The 17682-nt window shown below is 32.7% G+C and carries 17 protein-coding genes and 1 riboswitch; of the genes, 15 read left to right on the forward strand and 2 right to left on the reverse strand.

Going from position 1 to position 17682, the window contains the following annotated elements; translation table 11 throughout:
• The first annotated feature begins 267 nt into the window (after positions 1-267).
• Positions 268-417: riboswitch (FMN riboswitch) on the forward strand.
• 62 nt (positions 418-479) lie between these two features.
• Positions 480-1019 (forward strand): ECF transporter S component, encoded by a 540-nt coding sequence (locus V6C74_RS06525; RefSeq protein WP_016898174.1) that lies wholly within the window; start codon positions 480-482, stop codon positions 1017-1019.
• Positions 1020-1167: 148 nt separating this feature from the next.
• On the opposite strand, the gene V6C74_RS06530 is transcribed toward V6C74_RS06525, so the two are convergent.
• Positions 1168-1416 (reverse strand): ferredoxin, encoded by a 249-nt coding sequence (locus tag V6C74_RS06530; RefSeq protein WP_002433578.1) that lies wholly within the window; start codon positions 1414-1416, stop codon positions 1168-1170.
• A 108-nt stretch (positions 1417-1524) separates the two neighbouring features.
• Between V6C74_RS06530 and V6C74_RS06535 the strand changes: the two genes are divergently transcribed.
• The 4 genes from V6C74_RS06535 to ypdA all read left to right on the forward strand — a co-directional run bounded on the left by V6C74_RS06535 (position 1525) and on the right by ypdA (position 6675).
• Positions 1525-2487, forward strand: a complete 963-nt coding sequence (locus V6C74_RS06535; RefSeq protein ID WP_002453294.1) for a helix-turn-helix domain-containing protein — start codon at positions 1525-1527, stop codon at positions 2485-2487.
• Positions 2474-3853: an ATP-dependent DNA helicase RecQ gene (locus tag V6C74_RS06540; protein ID WP_002453293.1), complete on the forward strand. Its 1380-nt coding sequence runs from the start codon at positions 2474-2476 to the stop codon at positions 3851-3853. The genes V6C74_RS06535 and V6C74_RS06540 overlap by 14 nt, the downstream gene beginning before the upstream one ends.
• 243 nt (positions 3854-4096) lie before the next feature.
• Positions 4097-5497 (forward strand): elastin-binding protein EbpS, encoded by a 1401-nt coding sequence (gene ebpS, locus V6C74_RS06545; RefSeq protein ID WP_016898173.1) that lies wholly within the window; start codon positions 4097-4099, stop codon positions 5495-5497.
• 191 nt (positions 5498-5688) lie between these two features.
• Positions 5689-6675, forward strand: a complete 987-nt coding sequence (gene ypdA / locus V6C74_RS06550) for a bacillithiol disulfide reductase YpdA (protein ID WP_002453291.1) — start codon at positions 5689-5691, stop codon at positions 6673-6675.
• 56 nt (positions 6676-6731) lie between these two features.
• On the opposite strand, the gene V6C74_RS06555 is transcribed toward ypdA, so the two are convergent.
• Positions 6732-7700: an asparaginase domain-containing protein gene (locus V6C74_RS06555; RefSeq protein WP_002453290.1), complete on the reverse strand. Its 969-nt coding sequence runs from the start codon at positions 7698-7700 to the stop codon at positions 6732-6734.
• A 77-nt stretch (positions 7701-7777) separates the two neighbouring features.
• Between V6C74_RS06555 and cmk the strand changes: the two genes are divergently transcribed.
• From cmk to aroC, 10 genes are all read left to right on the forward strand, one after another.
• Positions 7778-8437: a (d)CMP kinase gene (gene cmk, locus V6C74_RS06560; protein WP_002453289.1), complete on the forward strand. Its 660-nt coding sequence runs from the start codon at positions 7778-7780 to the stop codon at positions 8435-8437.
• 406 nt (positions 8438-8843) lie between these two features.
• Positions 8844-10022 carry a 30S ribosomal protein S1 gene (gene rpsA, locus V6C74_RS06565; protein ID WP_002453288.1) on the forward strand — a complete coding sequence of 393 codons (1179 nt, stop codon included), beginning with the start codon at positions 8844-8846 and terminating at the stop codon, positions 10020-10022.
• 212 nt (positions 10023-10234) lie between these two features.
• Positions 10235-11545: a ribosome biogenesis GTPase Der gene (der, locus tag V6C74_RS06570; protein WP_002453287.1), complete on the forward strand. Its 1311-nt coding sequence runs from the start codon at positions 10235-10237 to the stop codon at positions 11543-11545.
• A gap of 20 nt (positions 11546-11565) precedes the next feature.
• Positions 11566-12564: an NAD(P)H-dependent glycerol-3-phosphate dehydrogenase gene (locus V6C74_RS06575; protein WP_002453286.1), complete on the forward strand. Its 999-nt coding sequence runs from the start codon at positions 11566-11568 to the stop codon at positions 12562-12564.
• 170 nt (positions 12565-12734) lie between these two features.
• Positions 12735-13007, forward strand: a complete 273-nt coding sequence (locus tag V6C74_RS06580; protein WP_002433931.1) for an HU family DNA-binding protein — start codon at positions 12735-12737, stop codon at positions 13005-13007.
• A gap of 436 nt (positions 13008-13443) precedes the next feature.
• Positions 13444-14016 carry a heptaprenyl pyrophosphate synthase subunit A gene (locus V6C74_RS06585; RefSeq protein ID WP_016898172.1) on the forward strand — a complete coding sequence of 191 codons (573 nt, stop codon included), beginning with the start codon at positions 13444-13446 and terminating at the stop codon, positions 14014-14016.
• 1 nt (position 14017) lies between these two features.
• Complete coding sequence (locus tag V6C74_RS06590; RefSeq protein WP_002453284.1) at positions 14018-14743, forward strand: demethylmenaquinone methyltransferase; 726 nt, start codon at positions 14018-14020, stop codon at positions 14741-14743.
• Position 14744: 1 nt separating this feature from the next.
• Complete coding sequence (locus V6C74_RS06595; RefSeq protein ID WP_002433857.1) at positions 14745-15704, forward strand: polyprenyl synthetase family protein; 960 nt, start codon at positions 14745-14747, stop codon at positions 15702-15704.
• A gap of 145 nt (positions 15705-15849) precedes the next feature.
• On the forward strand, positions 15850-16299 hold the full coding sequence (gene ndk / locus V6C74_RS06600) for a nucleoside-diphosphate kinase (protein WP_002453283.1): 450 nt from the start codon (positions 15850-15852) through the stop codon (positions 16297-16299).
• A gap of 191 nt (positions 16300-16490) precedes the next feature.
• Entirely contained in the window at positions 16491-17657 is a 1167-nt protein-coding gene (gene aroC, locus V6C74_RS06605; protein WP_002453282.1) for a chorismate synthase, read from the forward strand.
• Positions 17658-17682: the final 25 nt, after the last annotated feature.

Raw genomic sequence — 17682 nt, forward strand, 5'->3', positions numbered from 1 at the left:
TATACTCTAACTTTTGGGGTGCATTTTTGTGTTTCTAATATGTTCTAACTTCACATCAATGATAAAGTTTCATCTTTGGTTTATAGAAAATTAGGTCAATTGAATGATTTGATGAAAGGAATCACTTTTATATTGATCGAATATCTTTTTGATAATAAATAACTAAGTACTTTATACTAACGATTTTATTTTTTAATAAGAAAGCAGAGTCATTGAGTTTATCACCTTTATCGTGTAATATAAAAATTAAATAAAAACATTATCATTATTCATCTTCGGGGCCGGGTGCAATTCCCAACCGGCAGTAAATTTAAGCCTGCGACGAAATAATTCGATAACACACGTAGTTGTCATATTATTTCTTGATTCAGTGAGATTCTGAAGCCGACAGTATAGTCTGGATGGGAGAAGATGGAGGTTTTTTGTTGTGCAAATTTCCTCCTTTTCTAAGCAAGATGAATGGAAGGAGAAAATTAAATATGCAACAAAATAAACGTCTTATAACTATAAGTATGTTAAGTGCGGTTGCGTTTGTATTAACATTTATAAAGTTTCCGCTACCATTCTTACCACCATACTTAACGTTAGATTTTAGTGATGTGCCAACGTTACTTGCTACTTTTTTATTAGGTCCCATTGCAGGTATTATTGTCGCATTCATTAAAAATATCTTAAACTTTTTATTTAACATGGGAGATCCTGTTGGGCCTGTAGCAAACTTTTTAGCCGGGGCAAGTTTCTTATTATCAGCTTATTATGTATATAAAAACAAACCCTCAACACGCACTTTAATTTATGGTCTAATAGTTGGTACGATTGTTATGACTATTGTACTTAGTATCTTAAATTACTTTGTATTACTTCCATTATATGGAATGATATTTAATTTAGGAGATGTCGTTAAAAATCTTAAAATTGTAATTGTTTCCGGTGTAATACCGTTTAATATTATCAAAGGTATCATCATTTCAATTATCTTTGTTTTACTATATAAAAGACTAAAAAATATTTTAAAATAAATAAATGCTCTTGATACTAAGTTATCTCAAAATATCTTAGTATCAAGAGCGTTTTTGATATCATTCTTAAATAAAAATGAGGCAAGTAGTAATCAAAAATAAAAACTCGAATTCCTAACAATTATAATTAAGAATTCGAGTCAATTTATTATTCAAATTTAAGCGCGTCACCATCAAATGGTTCGTCTTCAATTTTAATTGAATCAGTAGGACAACCTTCTAGTGCATCTTCCATATCTTCGTATAACTCTTCAGGCACTTCTGCAGTACCTTGGTTATCATCAAGGATTACGAAAGCAATACCTTCGTCGTCGTAATCATAAATATCTGGAGCTGCTGCACCACATGCACCGCATGCTATACAAGTATCCATATCAACGATTGTATATTTAGCCATTTTCATTCGCCTCCTTTGATAAAAATGCTACACTAGTATTACTAATACAATTGTAGACATCGACATTTTTCATTTCAATATATTCGTTTTATAGAGTGAGGGTTTAATTTGTACGATATATTATCTTATGCTATTGATCATGCATTTAACTACAAAACAAATAAAAGTATTTATAATATTTTAATAGGCAAGAAGTCTCATCAAACTTTTTTTGACGCTTCGAGCCAACAACTTTTGTCATTATATCATAGTTTACCCAATTTAAAATATCCTACTTTTGAGCGATTTATACTACAAAAGGATGATTTTAATCATGAATTAGATATCAAAACGCATCCTCGATATACATATGATAGTTTAACCCGAACATTTAGTTGTATACAACTACTTATCCAAACATTATCGAATACTCGCAAAGATTCTTTTAAATTTATTCCAGTAGTTCAAAATACTTACGTACAACAGAAAGTGAAACAGCTATATAATCATATCAAACTCTCTCAATTGGAAGCGTCATTTATATCAGAAATATATTCACTATTCGACGCAATAGAACGTCGCAATAATAAGAATGTGCTACATTACTATCTACAAGGGTATGAGGAACCTATGTATACTCGTCAGCAAATTAGTTTGATAGAGGATATAAAGCAATCTGAACTATTTGAATTAGAGATGAATCAACTGATAGATTTATTAGATGAGATTGAAGACGAATCTAATTATCCTATACTATCTCACACAATTATCTTACCTCAGTTGTTAAATCAAACTTTTCTAAGTTATCAAAAATTACTACACGGTATGAATATGAACGAAATAGCAGAACATCAAAACGTTAAAATAAATACTATTGAAGATCATATATTGGAAATATTTATTAAAGGTTATCAGAATGATTACAACACTTATGTCAATCAAAAACAAATTGATCAATTTATTCAATATTATGATCATCACATAGGCCTAAGATTAAGAGAATACAAACAAGCATTTGAAGACTTAACTTATTTTCAAATAAAATTAATCATCGTAGGTATTGAGCGAGGTGACTTACGTGTTAGAAGATAAACTTAAAGAATGGTTTGGATTTGAGACTTTCAAACGTGGCCAAAAGGAGATTATTGAAAGCATATTAGCAGGTAAACACACCTTAGGTATTTTACCTACAGGAAGCGGGAAAAGTTTATGTTACCAACTTCCTACATATTTAATTGAGAAACCAACGTTAGTCATATCACCGTTAATTTCTTTAATGGATGATCAAGTGATGCAAATGAAACTTAATGGTGAATCTCACGTCTCATATATACATTCAGGTATGGATGAAATCGAAAAGAGAAACCATATTAATCAAATTTCACAAAGTCGATTCATTTATTTAAGTCCCGAATTTTTATTACAGCCACAGAATTTCAAGTTAATATCACATTTAGACTTTGGTTTAATAGTTTTAGATGAAGCTCATTGTCTATCAGAATGGGGTTATGACTTTAGACCACATTATGCCCTTATTGGACAAATCACTTCTCACTTCAAAAATGCGCGTATACTTGCGTTAACTGCGACAGCTCCACCACATTTAGAAGAAGATTTATCACATATTCTTAGTATTGATTTAAATGTCATTAAAACGAGTATGAATAGAGATAACATTTCTTTACAACATAAGAATTTTAACGATGATGAAGAGAAAATAAAGTGGCTCATACCTTTTTTAAGCTATTCAGGACCCACGATTATTTATATTTCCTCTAAGAAAAGATGTCTAGAATTAGCTAAATTAATTTATGAGGCGGGATTCTTAACGGGCATTTATCATGGTGATTTAAGTTATCAAGAACGTCAAACTGTTCAACAACAATTTTTAAATAATGATATACCTATTATCGTAGCCACCAGTGCTTTTGGGATGGGAATAAATAAAAAAGATATCCGAACTGTCATTCACTTTCATTTATCTTCAAGTCCTTCCAATTATTTACAAGAAATTGGTCGCGCAGGAAGAGATGGTAAACCGAGTCAAGCCATTAGTTTGTATCAACCCGATGATAGTTTCATTTTAGAAACCTTATTGTTTGCAGATATGATGACTGAGGAGGATATCTCTATGTTTGAATTAGGTGAATTTTTACCACCCGTCAAAAAGGATATTCTAGATACGTTATATCGTCAGTTTACAATTAATGACCTTAAATCAATATTTAAAAAATCATTTCAACGTAAACGTTTAGGATACATGCGCATACTAGGTTATAAAAATTTAGATCAATGTCGCCGTAATTATTTACTCGAGTTTTTTGGTGAACATCCGGATAAACCTGTAAGATGTTGCGACAATGATACTGAATTGGAAGAAATAAAAACTTTTAATCGCAAAAAAGTAAAAAGGAAAATGAATTATAAAGAAAAATTGCAAAACTTATTTGAAGATTAACTTCAGATAATTATATCTAGTTAAAATGATTATGAAGCATCATTTATTTCTGACTAAATTGGCAATCTTCATTCTCAGGCTAGCTATCGCTTTACTTAAAGAATTTTATCAAGCTATAATTAAAATGTAAGACTTATTTAAATGTATTAAATATTTTTAAATTTCATACATATTCACACTTATTCGTGGGTATATTAAATGTAACGTTATTAAATTCACTTAAACAAAGAAAGGATGATGTTTGTGTCTAATAATAGTTTCAAAGATGATTTTGAAAAAAATCGTCAATCTATTGATCCAGAAGAACACAACAATCGTGTAAACGATGAACAGCAAGATGAATCAAAAGAAAATATTGAGGATAAATCAAATCAACAATTTCCTCCTAGAAACGCACAACGTCGTAAGAGACGTCGTGATGTTGCTACTAATCATAATAAACAACAAGATGACCGTAACGACAACTCGAATGAAAATAATTCACTAGATGATCGCTATGATGAAGCATCATTACATAATGGTGAAAACGATAATTACGACACAGCATCTCGCACAGACCACGGTCAACACGATCATGATGAAAATTTAAACCGTTCAAGTAATAATGTGCGTGAAGACCAAGGTGCACAAGATGATAGATTAGGTAGCGGAAAAGATGCAACTATAGCTGGTGGAGTTGCAGGTACTGGAGCTACTGGTAACGCTGCTCAACATTCTAATAAAAAAGCAGGTGCTCGTCCTGGACCTAAAGTTAATGAAGGTCATAATAATGATCTAACTGATGACAATCATCGTCGTCAACAAGACCACGAAGAGCGAGACTTTGATGAAGATAGAGAACGTCATGATAAGAAATCTGGTAAAGGTAAAAAAGCTGCTGCTATTGGAACTGGCGCTGCAGGTGCCGCTGGAGCTGCTGGATTAGCAAAACATGAACATGACAAACATAAAGATGATCGCAATCAACATGACCATGGGCGTAGAGACGATCGCAATTATGACCGTAGAAATGATAACCGTGACAATAAGAAAAAAGGTGGAATAATGAAGATATTATTACCACTGATTGCTGCAGTGCTTATACTTGGTGCAATTGCTATCTTTGGTGGAATGGCATTAAACAATCATAATAATAGTAAAAACGATGATAATAAAGTTTCTGACCAAAGTAAGAAAGATTCTGATAAAAAGGCAAATGATAAAGATAAAGCTTCTTCAGACAAAGACAAAGATAAAAATAAAGATGGCAATAAAGACGGCGACAAAGATAAAGCTTCTTCAAATAATAGCGCTTCAAATTCAGATGAAAATGGTAATAGTGCTAACGGTGGTGCTGCTGGTTCAGATCAAAATGCAAATAGCACAGATAATTCATCTAACCAAAACGGTACTGCTAACAACCAAAACCAAGGTACACAAAATAATCAACAAAATAACGGTAACTCTACACAAGGTAACAATAACAATCAACAAAATACCCAAGGTCAACAATCTCATACTGTAAACGGTAAAGAAAACCTATACCGTATCGCAATCCAGTATTACGGTGAGGGTACTCAGCAAAATGTTGATAAAATCAAACGTGCTAATGGTTTAAGTAGTAATGACATTCATAACGGTCAAACGTTAGTTATTCCTCAATAGAAACCATAAAGCACACTATAAAAAAACGTTCTCTCGGCAATTGCCAAGAGAACGTTTTTTAATTTCACTTCATTCTTTTATATTTATATTCACATGAATATACTCAATTTTTTTTAATTTTATTCTTTTCATGCTTAGCTAAAATCATTAATAACTGATATAATAATTTGGTGATTAAAGGAGGGCAAATCATGCAAAGAGTTGAAAGCATTATAATTGGTGGTGGCCCATGCGGTTTAAGCGCTGCTATAGAGCAGAAGAAAAAAGGGATTGAAACTTTAGTAATAGAAAAAGGGAATGTTGTAGAATCAATTTACAATTATCCAACTCATCAAACTTTCTTTTCATCAAGTGATAAGTTGAGTATCGGAGATATTCCATTTATTGTCGAAGAAAGTAAACCGAGACGAAATCAAGCGCTCGTCTATTACAGAGAAGTTGTTAAACATCATCAATTAAACATACATCCATTTGAAGAAGTTTTAACAGTTAAAAAAATTGATAATAAGTTTACCATTACAACAACTAAAGATGTTTATGAATGCAAATTTTTAACTGTCGCGACAGGTTATTACGGCCAACATAATAAATTAGAGGTTGAGGGCGCTGAATTACCTAAAGTATTTCATTACTTTAAAGAAGCACACCCATACTTCAATCAAAATGTGGTAATTATTGGTGGTAAAAATTCTGCAGTAGACGCAGCTTTAGAGTTAGAAAAAGCTGGAGCAAATGTAACAGTCATTTATCGTGGTGAAAGATATCCAAAAGCGATTAAACCATGGATATTACCAAATTTTGAATCACTCGTTAACCATGAAAAAATAACTATGGAATTTAACGCTAATGTAACACAAATTACTGAAGATACAGTCACTTATGAAAAGGATGGACGTACAATTGAGATTGCAAATGATTACGTGTTCGCAATGATTGGTTACCATCCTGATTACAATTTCCTAGAATCTATTGGTATAGAAATCAATACTAATGAATATGGTACAGCACCTGTTTACAATCGTGAAACGTATGAAACAAACGTTGAAAATTGCTATATCGCAGGAGTCATTGCCGCAGGTAATGATGCTAATACTATCTTCATTGAAAATGGTAAATACCACGGTGGCATTATTACACAAAGTATACTTAGTAAAAAACAAACACCACTTGAGTCATAATAAAATAAACGAGTTGTATACCTTGACTTAGAGGCATACAACTCGTTTTTTATAAATTATTCTTCAAAATAATTTTTTAATTTTTGATGATTCATATTTTGACTTAGACCAACTAATAATTTAAGTCTTGCTTTAGGTCCATTTAATCCATTTGAAAATATAACACCCTTTTCAAACAAATCAGCCCCGCCACCTTCATAAGCATAGACAGGACTTACAATACCGTTAAACGATCTTGAAACAAGAACGATAGGGATGTCATTATCAAGGATTTGCTTAAGTCCATGTAAACATGTAGTGGGTAAGTTACCTTGCCCGAGAGCTTCTACGACTATACCGTCGACACCTTGGTTCGCATAAAACTCTAAAAGGTCACTACCCATTCCCATATAAGACTTTATAAGAGGCACATACAATTGATGGTTTATCATCTTAAAAGAAGATTGACGATAAGGATGATGATGAAATTGTACTCTATCTTTTGTTAAAACCCCAAAAGGTCCATGGTTAGGGCTTTGAAATGTATTGATATTAGAAGTGTGGGTTTTGGTTACATTTCGAGCGGTATGTATTTCATCATTAAAGACCACCATTACGCCTTTTCCTGAGGCATCATTAGAAGAAGCAACTCTTATTGCAGAAATGAAATTATATAAACCGTCAGAACCAATTTCATTAGAGGATCTCATGGCTCCAGTAATAACAACAGGTTCTTCAATTTCAAGTAATAAGTCGAGTAGAAATGCTGTTTCTTCCAAAGTATCAGTTCCATGAGTAATAACATAACCATCATATTCACTTATTTCAACGCATTGTATAATTTTATGTTGAAGTTGAGTAACTTTTTCTATAGTCATGTGGGGAGAAGGAACATTAAATAAATGTGTCTCTTCCACTTGAGCGTATTGACCAATGATATCTTGATGTTTTGATATAGGATTATCATCATTGGTTACAACTTTATTTGAAGCATCTTGTGACATACTAATAGTGCCACCAGTATGTATAACAAGGAGTTTTTTCATTGTCTTTCCTCCTATTAATCTTTTACTTTTTTATGATAAAATAATATTTACAAAACAACAAGGAAGGTTAATGAATAATGAGTTCAATCAATATTGCATTAGACGGTCCAGCAGCTGCAGGGAAAAGTACTATTGCTAAGCAAGTTGCTAGCCGTTTAACTATGATATATGTTGATACAGGAGCAATGTATCGTGCCATAACATATAAATACTTACAAAATGGCAAACCGAGTAATTTTGACGAGTTAATTCAAAGTACTGAGTTAGAATTAACTTATGATAAAGAAAAAGGACAAAGAATTATTTTAGATGGGAAAGATGTGACTGATTATTTGAGAGAAAATGACATCACTAATCTTGTTTCTTACGTTGCTTCAAAAGAACCTGTTCGTTCATTTGCAGTACAAATTCAAAAAGATCTTGCTGCCAAAAAAGGGATTGTTATGGATGGAAGAGATATAGGTACGGTTGTATTGCCTAATGCTGAACTTAAAGTTTACATGATTGCTTCCGTTGAGGAAAGAGCAGAACGTCGTCAAAAGGAAAATGAATTACGTGGTATTGAATCTAATCTAGAGCAATTAAAACAAGAAATTGAAGATCGTGATAACTACGACATGAATAGAGAGATTTCACCATTAAAGAAAGCTGACGATGCAATCACATTAGATACAACTGGAAAGTCTATTGAAGTAGTAACTAACGAAATTTTATCTATGGTAGATCATCTTAAATAAGTATAAGTTATTAAAGACTATAATTGATGTACCACTTGGTATATGATTATAGTCTTTTTATTAAGCATATCAGTTTAACTAAGTATTAATGTTCTATATAATTAACTTGGAAAATAAGATTTGCATCCGTGAATAGTTACAAACTATATTTTTTCAAATTTATAATTTAACATATCTTAATAAGTAGATATCATTGAAATAATATTAAGGAATTGATGGATGCATTTAAAAGATTTAAATCATAATCTAAGCCATAATATTAAATGAAGTGGTTGGCTTATGACTGACAGTCAACTTTCTTAAGTGATTAACTTGAATAAGAAAGTATATTTAAAGTAGAATTTCTTGACAATTCTGTCAGTTTATAAGATGTTATAATTATGTAGTGTATAAGGAGGCAAACAAGATGACTGAAGAATTCAATGAATCAATGATTAATGATATTAAAGAAGGTGACAAAGTCACTGGTGAGGTTCAACAAGTTGAAGATAAACAAGTTGTTGTGCACATCAACGGTGGTAAATTTAATGGTATCATCCCAATCAGCCAACTTTCTACTCACCACATCGAAAATCCAAGTGAAGTAGTTAAAGTCGGCGATGAGGTTGAAGCTTACGTCACTAAAATTGAGTTCGATGAAGAAAACGACTCAGGCGCGTATATTTTATCTAAGAGACAGCTTGAAACTGAAAAATCATATGAATACTTACAAGAAAAACTTGATAATGATGAAGTGATTGAAGCTGAAGTTACTGAAGTAGTAAAAGGTGGATTAGTCGTAGATGTTGGTCAAAGAGGATTCGTACCAGCTTCACTAATTTCAACTGATTTCATTGAAGATTTCTCTGTATTTGATGGACAAACTATCCGCATTAAAGTGGAAGAGTTAGATCCTGAAAACAATAGAGTCATTTTAAGCCGTAAAGCTGTAGAACAAGCTGAAAATGATGTTAAAAAAGCATCATTATTAGATTCATTAAGCGAAGGTGACGTTATTGACGGTAAAGTAGCTCGCTTAACTAACTTTGGTGCTTTCATTGATATCGGTGGTGTAGATGGTTTAGTTCACGTTTCAGAACTATCACACGAACATGTTGAATCACCTGAACAAGTTGTATCTGTAGGTGATAATGTAAAAGTCAAAGTCAAATCAGTCGAAAAAGATTCTGAGCGTATCTCATTATCAATTAAAGACACTTTACCAACACCTTTCGAAAATATCAAAGGTAAATTCCACGAAGATGACGTTATTGAAGGTACAGTTGTACGTTTAGCAAACTTCGGTGCATTTGTAGAAATTGCACCTGCCGTACAAGGTTTAGTTCATATTTCTGAAATCGACCATAAACATATTGGTTCACCTAGTGAAAAATTAGAACCAGGTCAACAAGTTAACGTTAAAATCTTAGGAATAGATGAAGAAAATGAAAGAATTTCTTTATCAATTAAAGCTACATTACCTAAAGAAGATGTTATCGAAAGTGATGAATCTACAACACAATCTTATTTAGAAAATGATAATGATGAAGATAACCCAACTTTAGGGGATGTTTTCGGAGATAAATTTAAAGACCTTAAATTTTAATATTATCAATTAATTTTCTTGTATATTTTATATTATAAACTCCAATTAAGTCTTAGAACTTTAAGTAGTTCTTAGAACATTAATTGGAGTTTTATTTTTTATGAAAATTGTAAAAAGCCCTTTATACATGACGATAAACATCTAATGAAGTTTTGAATAAGCGCATTCATGTGATAAAATTATAGAGATTAAGAAAGAGAGGAAGTTACCTTATGACTAAACCGATAGTTGCAATTGTAGGCAAACCTAATGTTGGTAAATCTACAATTTTTAATAGAGTAGTGGGCGAACGTGTATCAATTGTTGAAGATACCCCAGGTGTAACACGTGACCGTATCTATTCTTCTGGTGAATGGTTAACTCATGAATTTAATATCATTGATACGGGTGGTATTGAAATTGGGGATGCACCTTTCCAAACTCAAATACGTGCACAAGCAGAAATTGCTATCGATGAAGCGGATGTTATCATTTTCATGGTGAATGTAAGAGAAGGACTTACACAAAGTGATGAAATGGTTGCACAAATGTTATATAAATCTAAGAAACCTGTTGTATTAGCAGTAAATAAAGTAGATAATCCTGAAATGCGTAATGATATTTATGATTTCTATTCATTAGGTTTTGGGGATCCTTATCCAATATCTGGGTCACATGGCTTAGGACTTGGGGATTTACTTGATGCAGTAGTTGAGAACTTTGGCGAAGAAACCGAAGATCCTTATGATGAAGATACAATTAGACTTTCTATTATAGGTAGACCAAATGTTGGTAAATCTAGTCTAGTTAATGCAATTCTAGGGGAAGAGCGTGTTATCGTTTCAAATGTTGCAGGTACAACTAGAGATGCTGTGGATACTGAATATTCATATGAAGGACAGGATTATGTTCTTATTGATACTGCAGGTATGCGTAAAAAGGGGAAAGTCTATGAATCCACTGAAAAGTATTCAGTATTACGCGCTTTAAAAGCAATCGAACGTTCAAATGTCGTACTTGTCGTCATCGATGCTGAACAAGGTATTATTGAACAAGATAAACGTGTAGCTGGATATGCTCATGAAGAAGGTAAAGCAATTGTTATTGTTGTAAATAAATGGGACACCGTTGAAAAAGATAGCAAAACAATGAAAAAGTTCACTGAAGATGTTAGAAATGAATTTCAATTCTTGGATTATGCTCAAATTGCATTTGTATCAGCTAAAGAGAGCTTACGTTTAAGAACACTTTTCCCATACATAACTGAGGCAAGTGAAAATCATAAAAAACGTGTTCAAAGCTCAACACTTAATGAAGTCGTAACGGATGCAATTTCAATGAATCCAACACCAACAGACAAAGGGCGAAGATTAAATGTATTCTATACAACACAAGTTGCAATAGAACCACCTACCTTTGTAGTTTTTGTTAATGATGTAGAATTAATGCACTTCTCATATAAACGTTATCTAGAGAATCAAATTAGAAATGCGTTTGGTTTCGAAGGAACGCCAATCCATATTATTCCTAGAAAGAGAAATTAATTAAAAAAGGGGATTTAATTATGACAAAAATAACAGTTTTTGGCATGGGTAGTTTCGGTACTGCACTTGCTAATGTTTTAGCCCAAAATGGTCACGACGTATTAATGTGGGGAAAAAACAACGATAGTGTTAACGAATTAAATACGCACCATATGAATAAAAATTATTTAAAAGATGCCAAATTAGATGAAACGATTCAAGCAACAACTCAACTTGAAGAAGCAACACAGCATGCAGATGTTTATCTAATGGCTCTACCTACGAAAGCAATGAGAGAAGTAGCTACTAATATTGATAAACTGCTTACTTCTAAAAAAACATTTATACACGTTGCTAAGGGAATTGAAAATGGTACATTTAAACGTGTGTCTGAAATGATAGATGATTCTATTTCATCAGAACACAATGCGGGTATTGGTGTTCTTTCAGGTCCAAGTCATGCAGAAGAAGTAGTTATTAAACAACCCACTACTGTAGCAGCATCTTCTAAGGATGAGAAAATCAGTGCTTTAATCCAAGATCTATTTATGAATGATTATTTACGAGTTTATACTAATAATGACTTGGTGGGTGTTGAACTTGGAGGCGCACTTAAAAATATTATAGCCGTTGCTAGTGGTATTGTAGCAGGTATGGGCTTCGGTGATAATGCTAAAGCTGCGCTAATGACGCGTGGTTTAGCAGAAATTAGTCGTTTAGGAGAAAAATTAGGTGCCGATCCAATGACTTTCTTAGGATTAGGAGGTATTGGGGATTTAATCGTGACATGTACCTCAACACATTCACGAAACTATACGCTTGGCTTTAAATTAGGACAAGGTAAAACAATGGATGAAGCTTTACAAGAAATGAAAATGGTAGTTGAAGGCGTTTACACGACTAAATCTGTTTATCATTTAGCTAAAAAAGAACATGTAGATATGCCTATTACAAGTGCATTATATCGTGTACTATTTGAAGATGTACCTGTTAATGAGAGCGTTAAAGAGCTTATGGGTAGAGATAAAAAAGCTGAATAACAAGTGTATAATTACACTTTTAGAAGGAATATTCAAAAAATTCATCATGAAACGCGTAAAATCAATGTTTCTGACGCATAAATCGTTGCGATGACAGTAATCAGTGTGTTAAAGTCAAAACATAATGATATTTAATATATCATTATAAAACCTCAGGAGGTGAATTCATAATGAATAAGACAGATTTAATCAATGCAGTTGCAGAACAAGCAGACTTAACTAAAAAAGAAGCTGGTTCAGCAGTTGACGCTGTATTCGAATCAATCCAAAAATCACTTGCTAAAGGTGAAAAAGTACAATTAATCGGTTTCGGTAACTTCGAAGTACGTGAACGTGCTGCTCGTAAAGGTCGTAACCCTCAAACAGGTAAAGAAATTGACATTCCTGCAAGTAAAGTACCAGCATTCAAAGCTGGTAAAGCATTAAAAGATGCTGTTAAATAATTTTACTTACAAAAAGCCCCACAGGGGCTTTTTTTATTTTTAGAACATCTTTATTTATTAATAAATAAATAGGTGTTCTTATGCATTAGTCAAAGACTAAGGCATTCATTTTATAACTGTGTTGTTATTAGTTGGTTTTATGCATTAGTCGAAGACTAATGTATTCCTAATATCATTTAATAGTAAGTATTCTTTTTTACATACTTAATTTTATTTTAAATAAAATAAATTGACTAAATAGGAGTGGGGTAATGAAGCTAACAAAGGAATTAGTTTTTTATTCAGCTCCCAATTTTTTACATATATAACATTAAGAGTAATATTTACATCAACACTTTTAAACAAATGGAGTTTTACATAAAAGAACAACTCCTATAGATTTTAATTTCATACATATAATGTTAATATTATTATGATAATATCGTGAGGTGTGAACATGGAAACGACAATAAGCAAACTAAATAAACAAATAGAACAAAGGCTTAAAGGTATAAACGATTACGAATCAATTCATATTAATTCTTCTTTAGGAAATTTACTTGATTCATATTCTATTCCTGAAAAAACTAAGCTTGCTTGCCTCACTATTGACACTTCAATGAGTCATCTAGATGATATTGCTAAGAATAACTTATCTAAAAATGGAATTTTAATTGGAGATTTGCTAAGTGCTCATTATTATACGTTATTAGCAGAAATTAATGATCTTTCTTATCAATTATCAATGAGTGAAGCTATTGTAAAAGTAAACGAATTAAAATCTTCACTTCATCAGCAAACATTGTCAGAATACGAGATAAGTGAAGCTATCATTGATATTGAAGTACTTTTCCCTTATATTACGCTTGCTCATTTTGGAAAAAAAGTTGATAAGTACGCTTTATTCTATGAATTAACTAAAAATGATGATGGCTATTATCCTTCATATTTAAATCAATATGATGAACAAGCAATCGACCAATATTTCAATACAATTAATCAAAGCTATATAAAAAGAAGAGGTAATTAACATGGGTGAAAATCAAGCAAAAAAAGAACAAGTACATACAGTATTCCAAAATATTTCTCAGAAATATGATCGTTTAAATAATATTATTAGCTTTGAACAACACAAAGTTTGGAGAAAACACGTGATGAAACACATGCGTGTTAAAGAAGGTAGTCAAGCATTAGATGTTTGTTGTGGCACTGCTGATTGGACAATCGCATTAAGTAAAGCAGTCGACAACAAGGGACATGTGACTGGATTAGATTTTAGCGAGAACATGCTAGAAGTTGGAAAAGAAAAAACATCTTCATTAAACAATGTGAAACTTGTTCATGGTGATGCTATGAACTTACCATTTGATGATAATACTTTTGATTATGTGACAGTTGGATTTGGACTTAGAAATGTACCAGATTATCTTGTTGCATTACAAGAAATGCACCGTGTACTAAAACCAGGTGGTATGGTAGTATGCCTTGAAACAAGTCAACCTACTTTACCATTATTCAAACAAGTTTATAGACTATACTTCAAGTTTGTGATGCCTATATTCGGTAAAATGTTCGCTAAGTCTAAAGAAGAGTATGAATGGTTACAGCAATCAACATTTAATTTTCCTGATAAGCAAACGTTAAAACGTTTATTCTTTGAAGCAGGATTTAATGATATAACAGTACGTAGCTTCACAGGTGGCGTTGCTGCAATGCACCTTGGCTATAAAGAAAAAGATTCTACCAAAGGTGATTAACGTGGCAAAGTTAAACATTAATAATGAAATAAAAAAAGTTGAAGAACGTTTGGAACGTGCGATTCAAAGTACGGATCAAACTCTAGAAGAGGCTTCTTTCCACTTATTATCTTCAGGTGGTAAAAGAGTACGTCCTGTTTTTGTAATTTTAAGCAGTCAGTTTGGCACAAGTGAAGGTACTTCAGAAGATACCTATCGTGTGGCTGTAGCACTAGAACTCATTCATATGGCTACACTCGTCCATGATGATGTTATTGATAAGAGTGACAAGCGTCGAGGACGTCCCACAATTTCTAAAAAATGGGATCAAACCACTGCTATATTAACAGGAAACTTCCTACTTGCATTAGGTCTTCAACATCTATCTGAGATTAAAGATGCTCGCGTTCACTCTATTATTTCTAACTCTATTGTAGACGTATGTAGGGGAGAGTTATTTCAATTTCAAGATCAATTTAATAGCGAACAAAATATTACAAATTATTTGCGTCGTATTAATCGTAAAACTGCTTTACTGATTCAATTAGCTACTGAAGTAGGTGCAATTACTTCTGGTGCTTCTAAAGAAACTATACGCAAATTGAAACTTATTGGTCATTATATTGGAATGAGCTTCCAAATCATTGATGATGTTTTGGATTTCACAAGCTCAGAAAAGAAATTGGGCAAACCTGTAGGTAGCGATTTGATGAACGGTCATATTACTTTGCCAGTACTTTTAGAAATGAGAAAGAATAAGGATTTCAAACAAAAAATCACTAACTTAAATGCTCAAAGTCCTCAATCTGATTTCGATACATGTATTCAAACTATTCGAAAATCCGATAACATTGAAGAATCTAAAGCAATAAGTGAGAAGTATTTAAATAAAGCAATTGCTTTAATTGAGGAATTAGAAGAAGGTCCTAATAAAACTTTATTTAAAAAACTCATTAAAAAAATGGGCAGTAGAAATAAGTAAGTTCTGTGAAAAGTATTGAAAGCGCTTCACTATCCTGTTACTATGGAATGGTGGCAGGATAAAAGCTTATCTTGTTCGATAGGAAATAAACCTATACATATTTCGGTAAATGAATGAAACACAACTTACGGGGGGGACACGCAAAGTGGAACGTACATTTTTAATGATCAAACCAGATGCAGTACAAAGAAATTTAATTGGAGAAATTGTTTCAAGAATTGAAAACAAAGGGTTAAAACTTGTTGGTGGTAAATTGATACAAGTACCTACTGAATTAGCTGAGAAACATTACAGCGAACATGAAGGTAAACCTTTCTATGAAAAATTAATTTCATTTATAACTTCAGCTCCTGTTTTTGCGATGGTTGTAGAAGGAGAAGATGCTGTCGCAGTATCTCGTCACATTATCGGTAGTACTAATCCTTCTGAAGCCGCACCTGGTACGATTAGAGGCGATCTTGGTTTAACAGTTGGAAGAAACATTATTCATGGTTCTGACTCTGTAGAATCAGCGCAACGTGAAATTAGTTTATGGTTTAATAGCAATGAAATTGCTGATTATACATCACCAAGAGAAGACTGGTTATACGAATAAAAATATAAATAAATGAATTTCATTTTATCCACTAAGAACCGATTTAGCGAAAGTTAAATCGGTTCTCTTTATTTTCATCAATGAAGTTACATGACGCTAAAGTTCAAGACTTATGTTGTGTGTATGAATATGATAATATATTAAACATATTACAATTTAATGCATTAAAGAAGAGAAAGGAGTGTGCGCTCATGAGATACCTCACTTCAGGTGAATCACATGGTCCACAACTTACAGTCATCATTGAAGGTGTACCAGCTAATTTAGAAATTAAAGCTGAAGATATTAATAAGGAAATGTTTAAACGTCAAGGCGGATATGGACGAGGACGTCGTATGCAAATCGAGAAGGATGCAATTGAAATTGTTTCTGGAGTAAGAAATGGTTATACGCTTGGGAGTCCAATTACTTTAGTCGTGACTAACGATGACTTTACACATTGGAGAAAAATTATGGGCGTAGCACCAATAAGCGATGAAGAAAGAGAAAACATGAAGCGTACCATTACAAAACCTAGACCTGGACATGCTGATTTGGTTGGAGGAATGAAATATAATCATCGTGATTTAAGAAATGTATTAGAGCGTTCATCTGCTAGAGAAACCGCAGCACGCGTCGCTTTAGGGGCTGTCTCTAAAATACTCTTAGAACAACTAGATATTTATATGTACAGTCGTGTGGTTGAAATAGGTGGCGTTAAAGATGAAGGCCTTTATGATACTGAAACTTTCAAAGCCAATATTGACAAAAACGATGTACGTGTAATTAATGAAGACATCGCACAACAAATGCGTGATAAAATTGATGAAGCAAAAAAAGAAGGCGACTCAATTGGTGGTGTAGTTCAAGTTATGGCAGAGAATATGCCTGTTGGCGTAGGGAGTTATGTTCACTATGATCGTAAATTAGATGGTCGCATCGCACAAGGCGTTGTAAGTATTAATGCTTTTAAAGGTGTTAGTTTTGGCGAAGGATTTAAAGCCGCTGAAAAACCAGGTAGTGAGATTCAAGATGAAATTCATTACGATAGCGATAGTGGTTATTTTAGAGCTACGAATCACCTTGGAGGATTTGAGGGTGGTATGAGTAATGGGATGCCAATCATTGTAAATGGAGTAATGAAACCTATTCCAACACTCTATAAACCTTTAAACTCAGTAGATATCAATACTAAAGAGGACTTCAAAGCGACGATTGAACGTTCTGATAGTTGTGCGGTTCCTGCTGCAAGTGTGGTATGTGAACATGTTATAGCTTTTGAATTGGCAAAAGCATTACTGGAAGAATTCCAATCTAATCACATCGATCAATTAAAATCACAAATCGAAGAACGTCGTCAGTTAAACATTGAATTTTAAATACCCCATCCTTAAGAGGTGATAA

Source organism: Staphylococcus capitis subsp. capitis (assembly GCF_040739495.1).
Classification (GTDB): Bacteria; Bacillota; Bacilli; order Staphylococcales; family Staphylococcaceae; genus Staphylococcus; species Staphylococcus capitis.

Bases quoted from the DNA above. Each gene is read 5' to 3' on its own strand.
- V6C74_RS06525 (WP_016898174.1), top strand. From the start codon at position 480: ATGCAACAAAATAAACGTCTTATAACTATAAGTATGTTAAGTGCGGTT.
- V6C74_RS06530 (WP_002433578.1), bottom strand. From the start codon at position 1,416: ATGGCTAAATATACAATCGTTGATATGGATACTTGTATAGCATGCGGT.
- ypdA (WP_002453291.1), top strand. From the start codon at position 5,689: ATGCAAAGAGTTGAAAGCATTATAATTGGTGGTGGCCCATGCGGTTTA.
- V6C74_RS06555 (WP_002453290.1), bottom strand. From the start codon at position 7,700: ATGAAAAAACTCCTTGTTATACATACTGGTGGCACTATTAGTATGTCA.
- cmk (WP_002453289.1), top strand. From the start codon at position 7,778: ATGAGTTCAATCAATATTGCATTAGACGGTCCAGCAGCTGCAGGGAAA.
- rpsA (WP_002453288.1), top strand. From the start codon at position 8,844: ATGACTGAAGAATTCAATGAATCAATGATTAATGATATTAAAGAAGGT.
- der (WP_002453287.1), top strand. From the start codon at position 10,235: ATGACTAAACCGATAGTTGCAATTGTAGGCAAACCTAATGTTGGTAAA.
- V6C74_RS06575 (WP_002453286.1), top strand. From the start codon at position 11,566: ATGACAAAAATAACAGTTTTTGGCATGGGTAGTTTCGGTACTGCACTT.
- V6C74_RS06580 (WP_002433931.1), top strand. From the start codon at position 12,735: ATGAATAAGACAGATTTAATCAATGCAGTTGCAGAACAAGCAGACTTA.
- V6C74_RS06585 (WP_016898172.1), top strand. From the start codon at position 13,444: ATGGAAACGACAATAAGCAAACTAAATAAACAAATAGAACAAAGGCTT.
- V6C74_RS06590 (WP_002453284.1), top strand. From the start codon at position 14,018: ATGGGTGAAAATCAAGCAAAAAAAGAACAAGTACATACAGTATTCCAA.
- aroC (WP_002453282.1), top strand. From the start codon at position 16,491: ATGAGATACCTCACTTCAGGTGAATCACATGGTCCACAACTTACAGTC.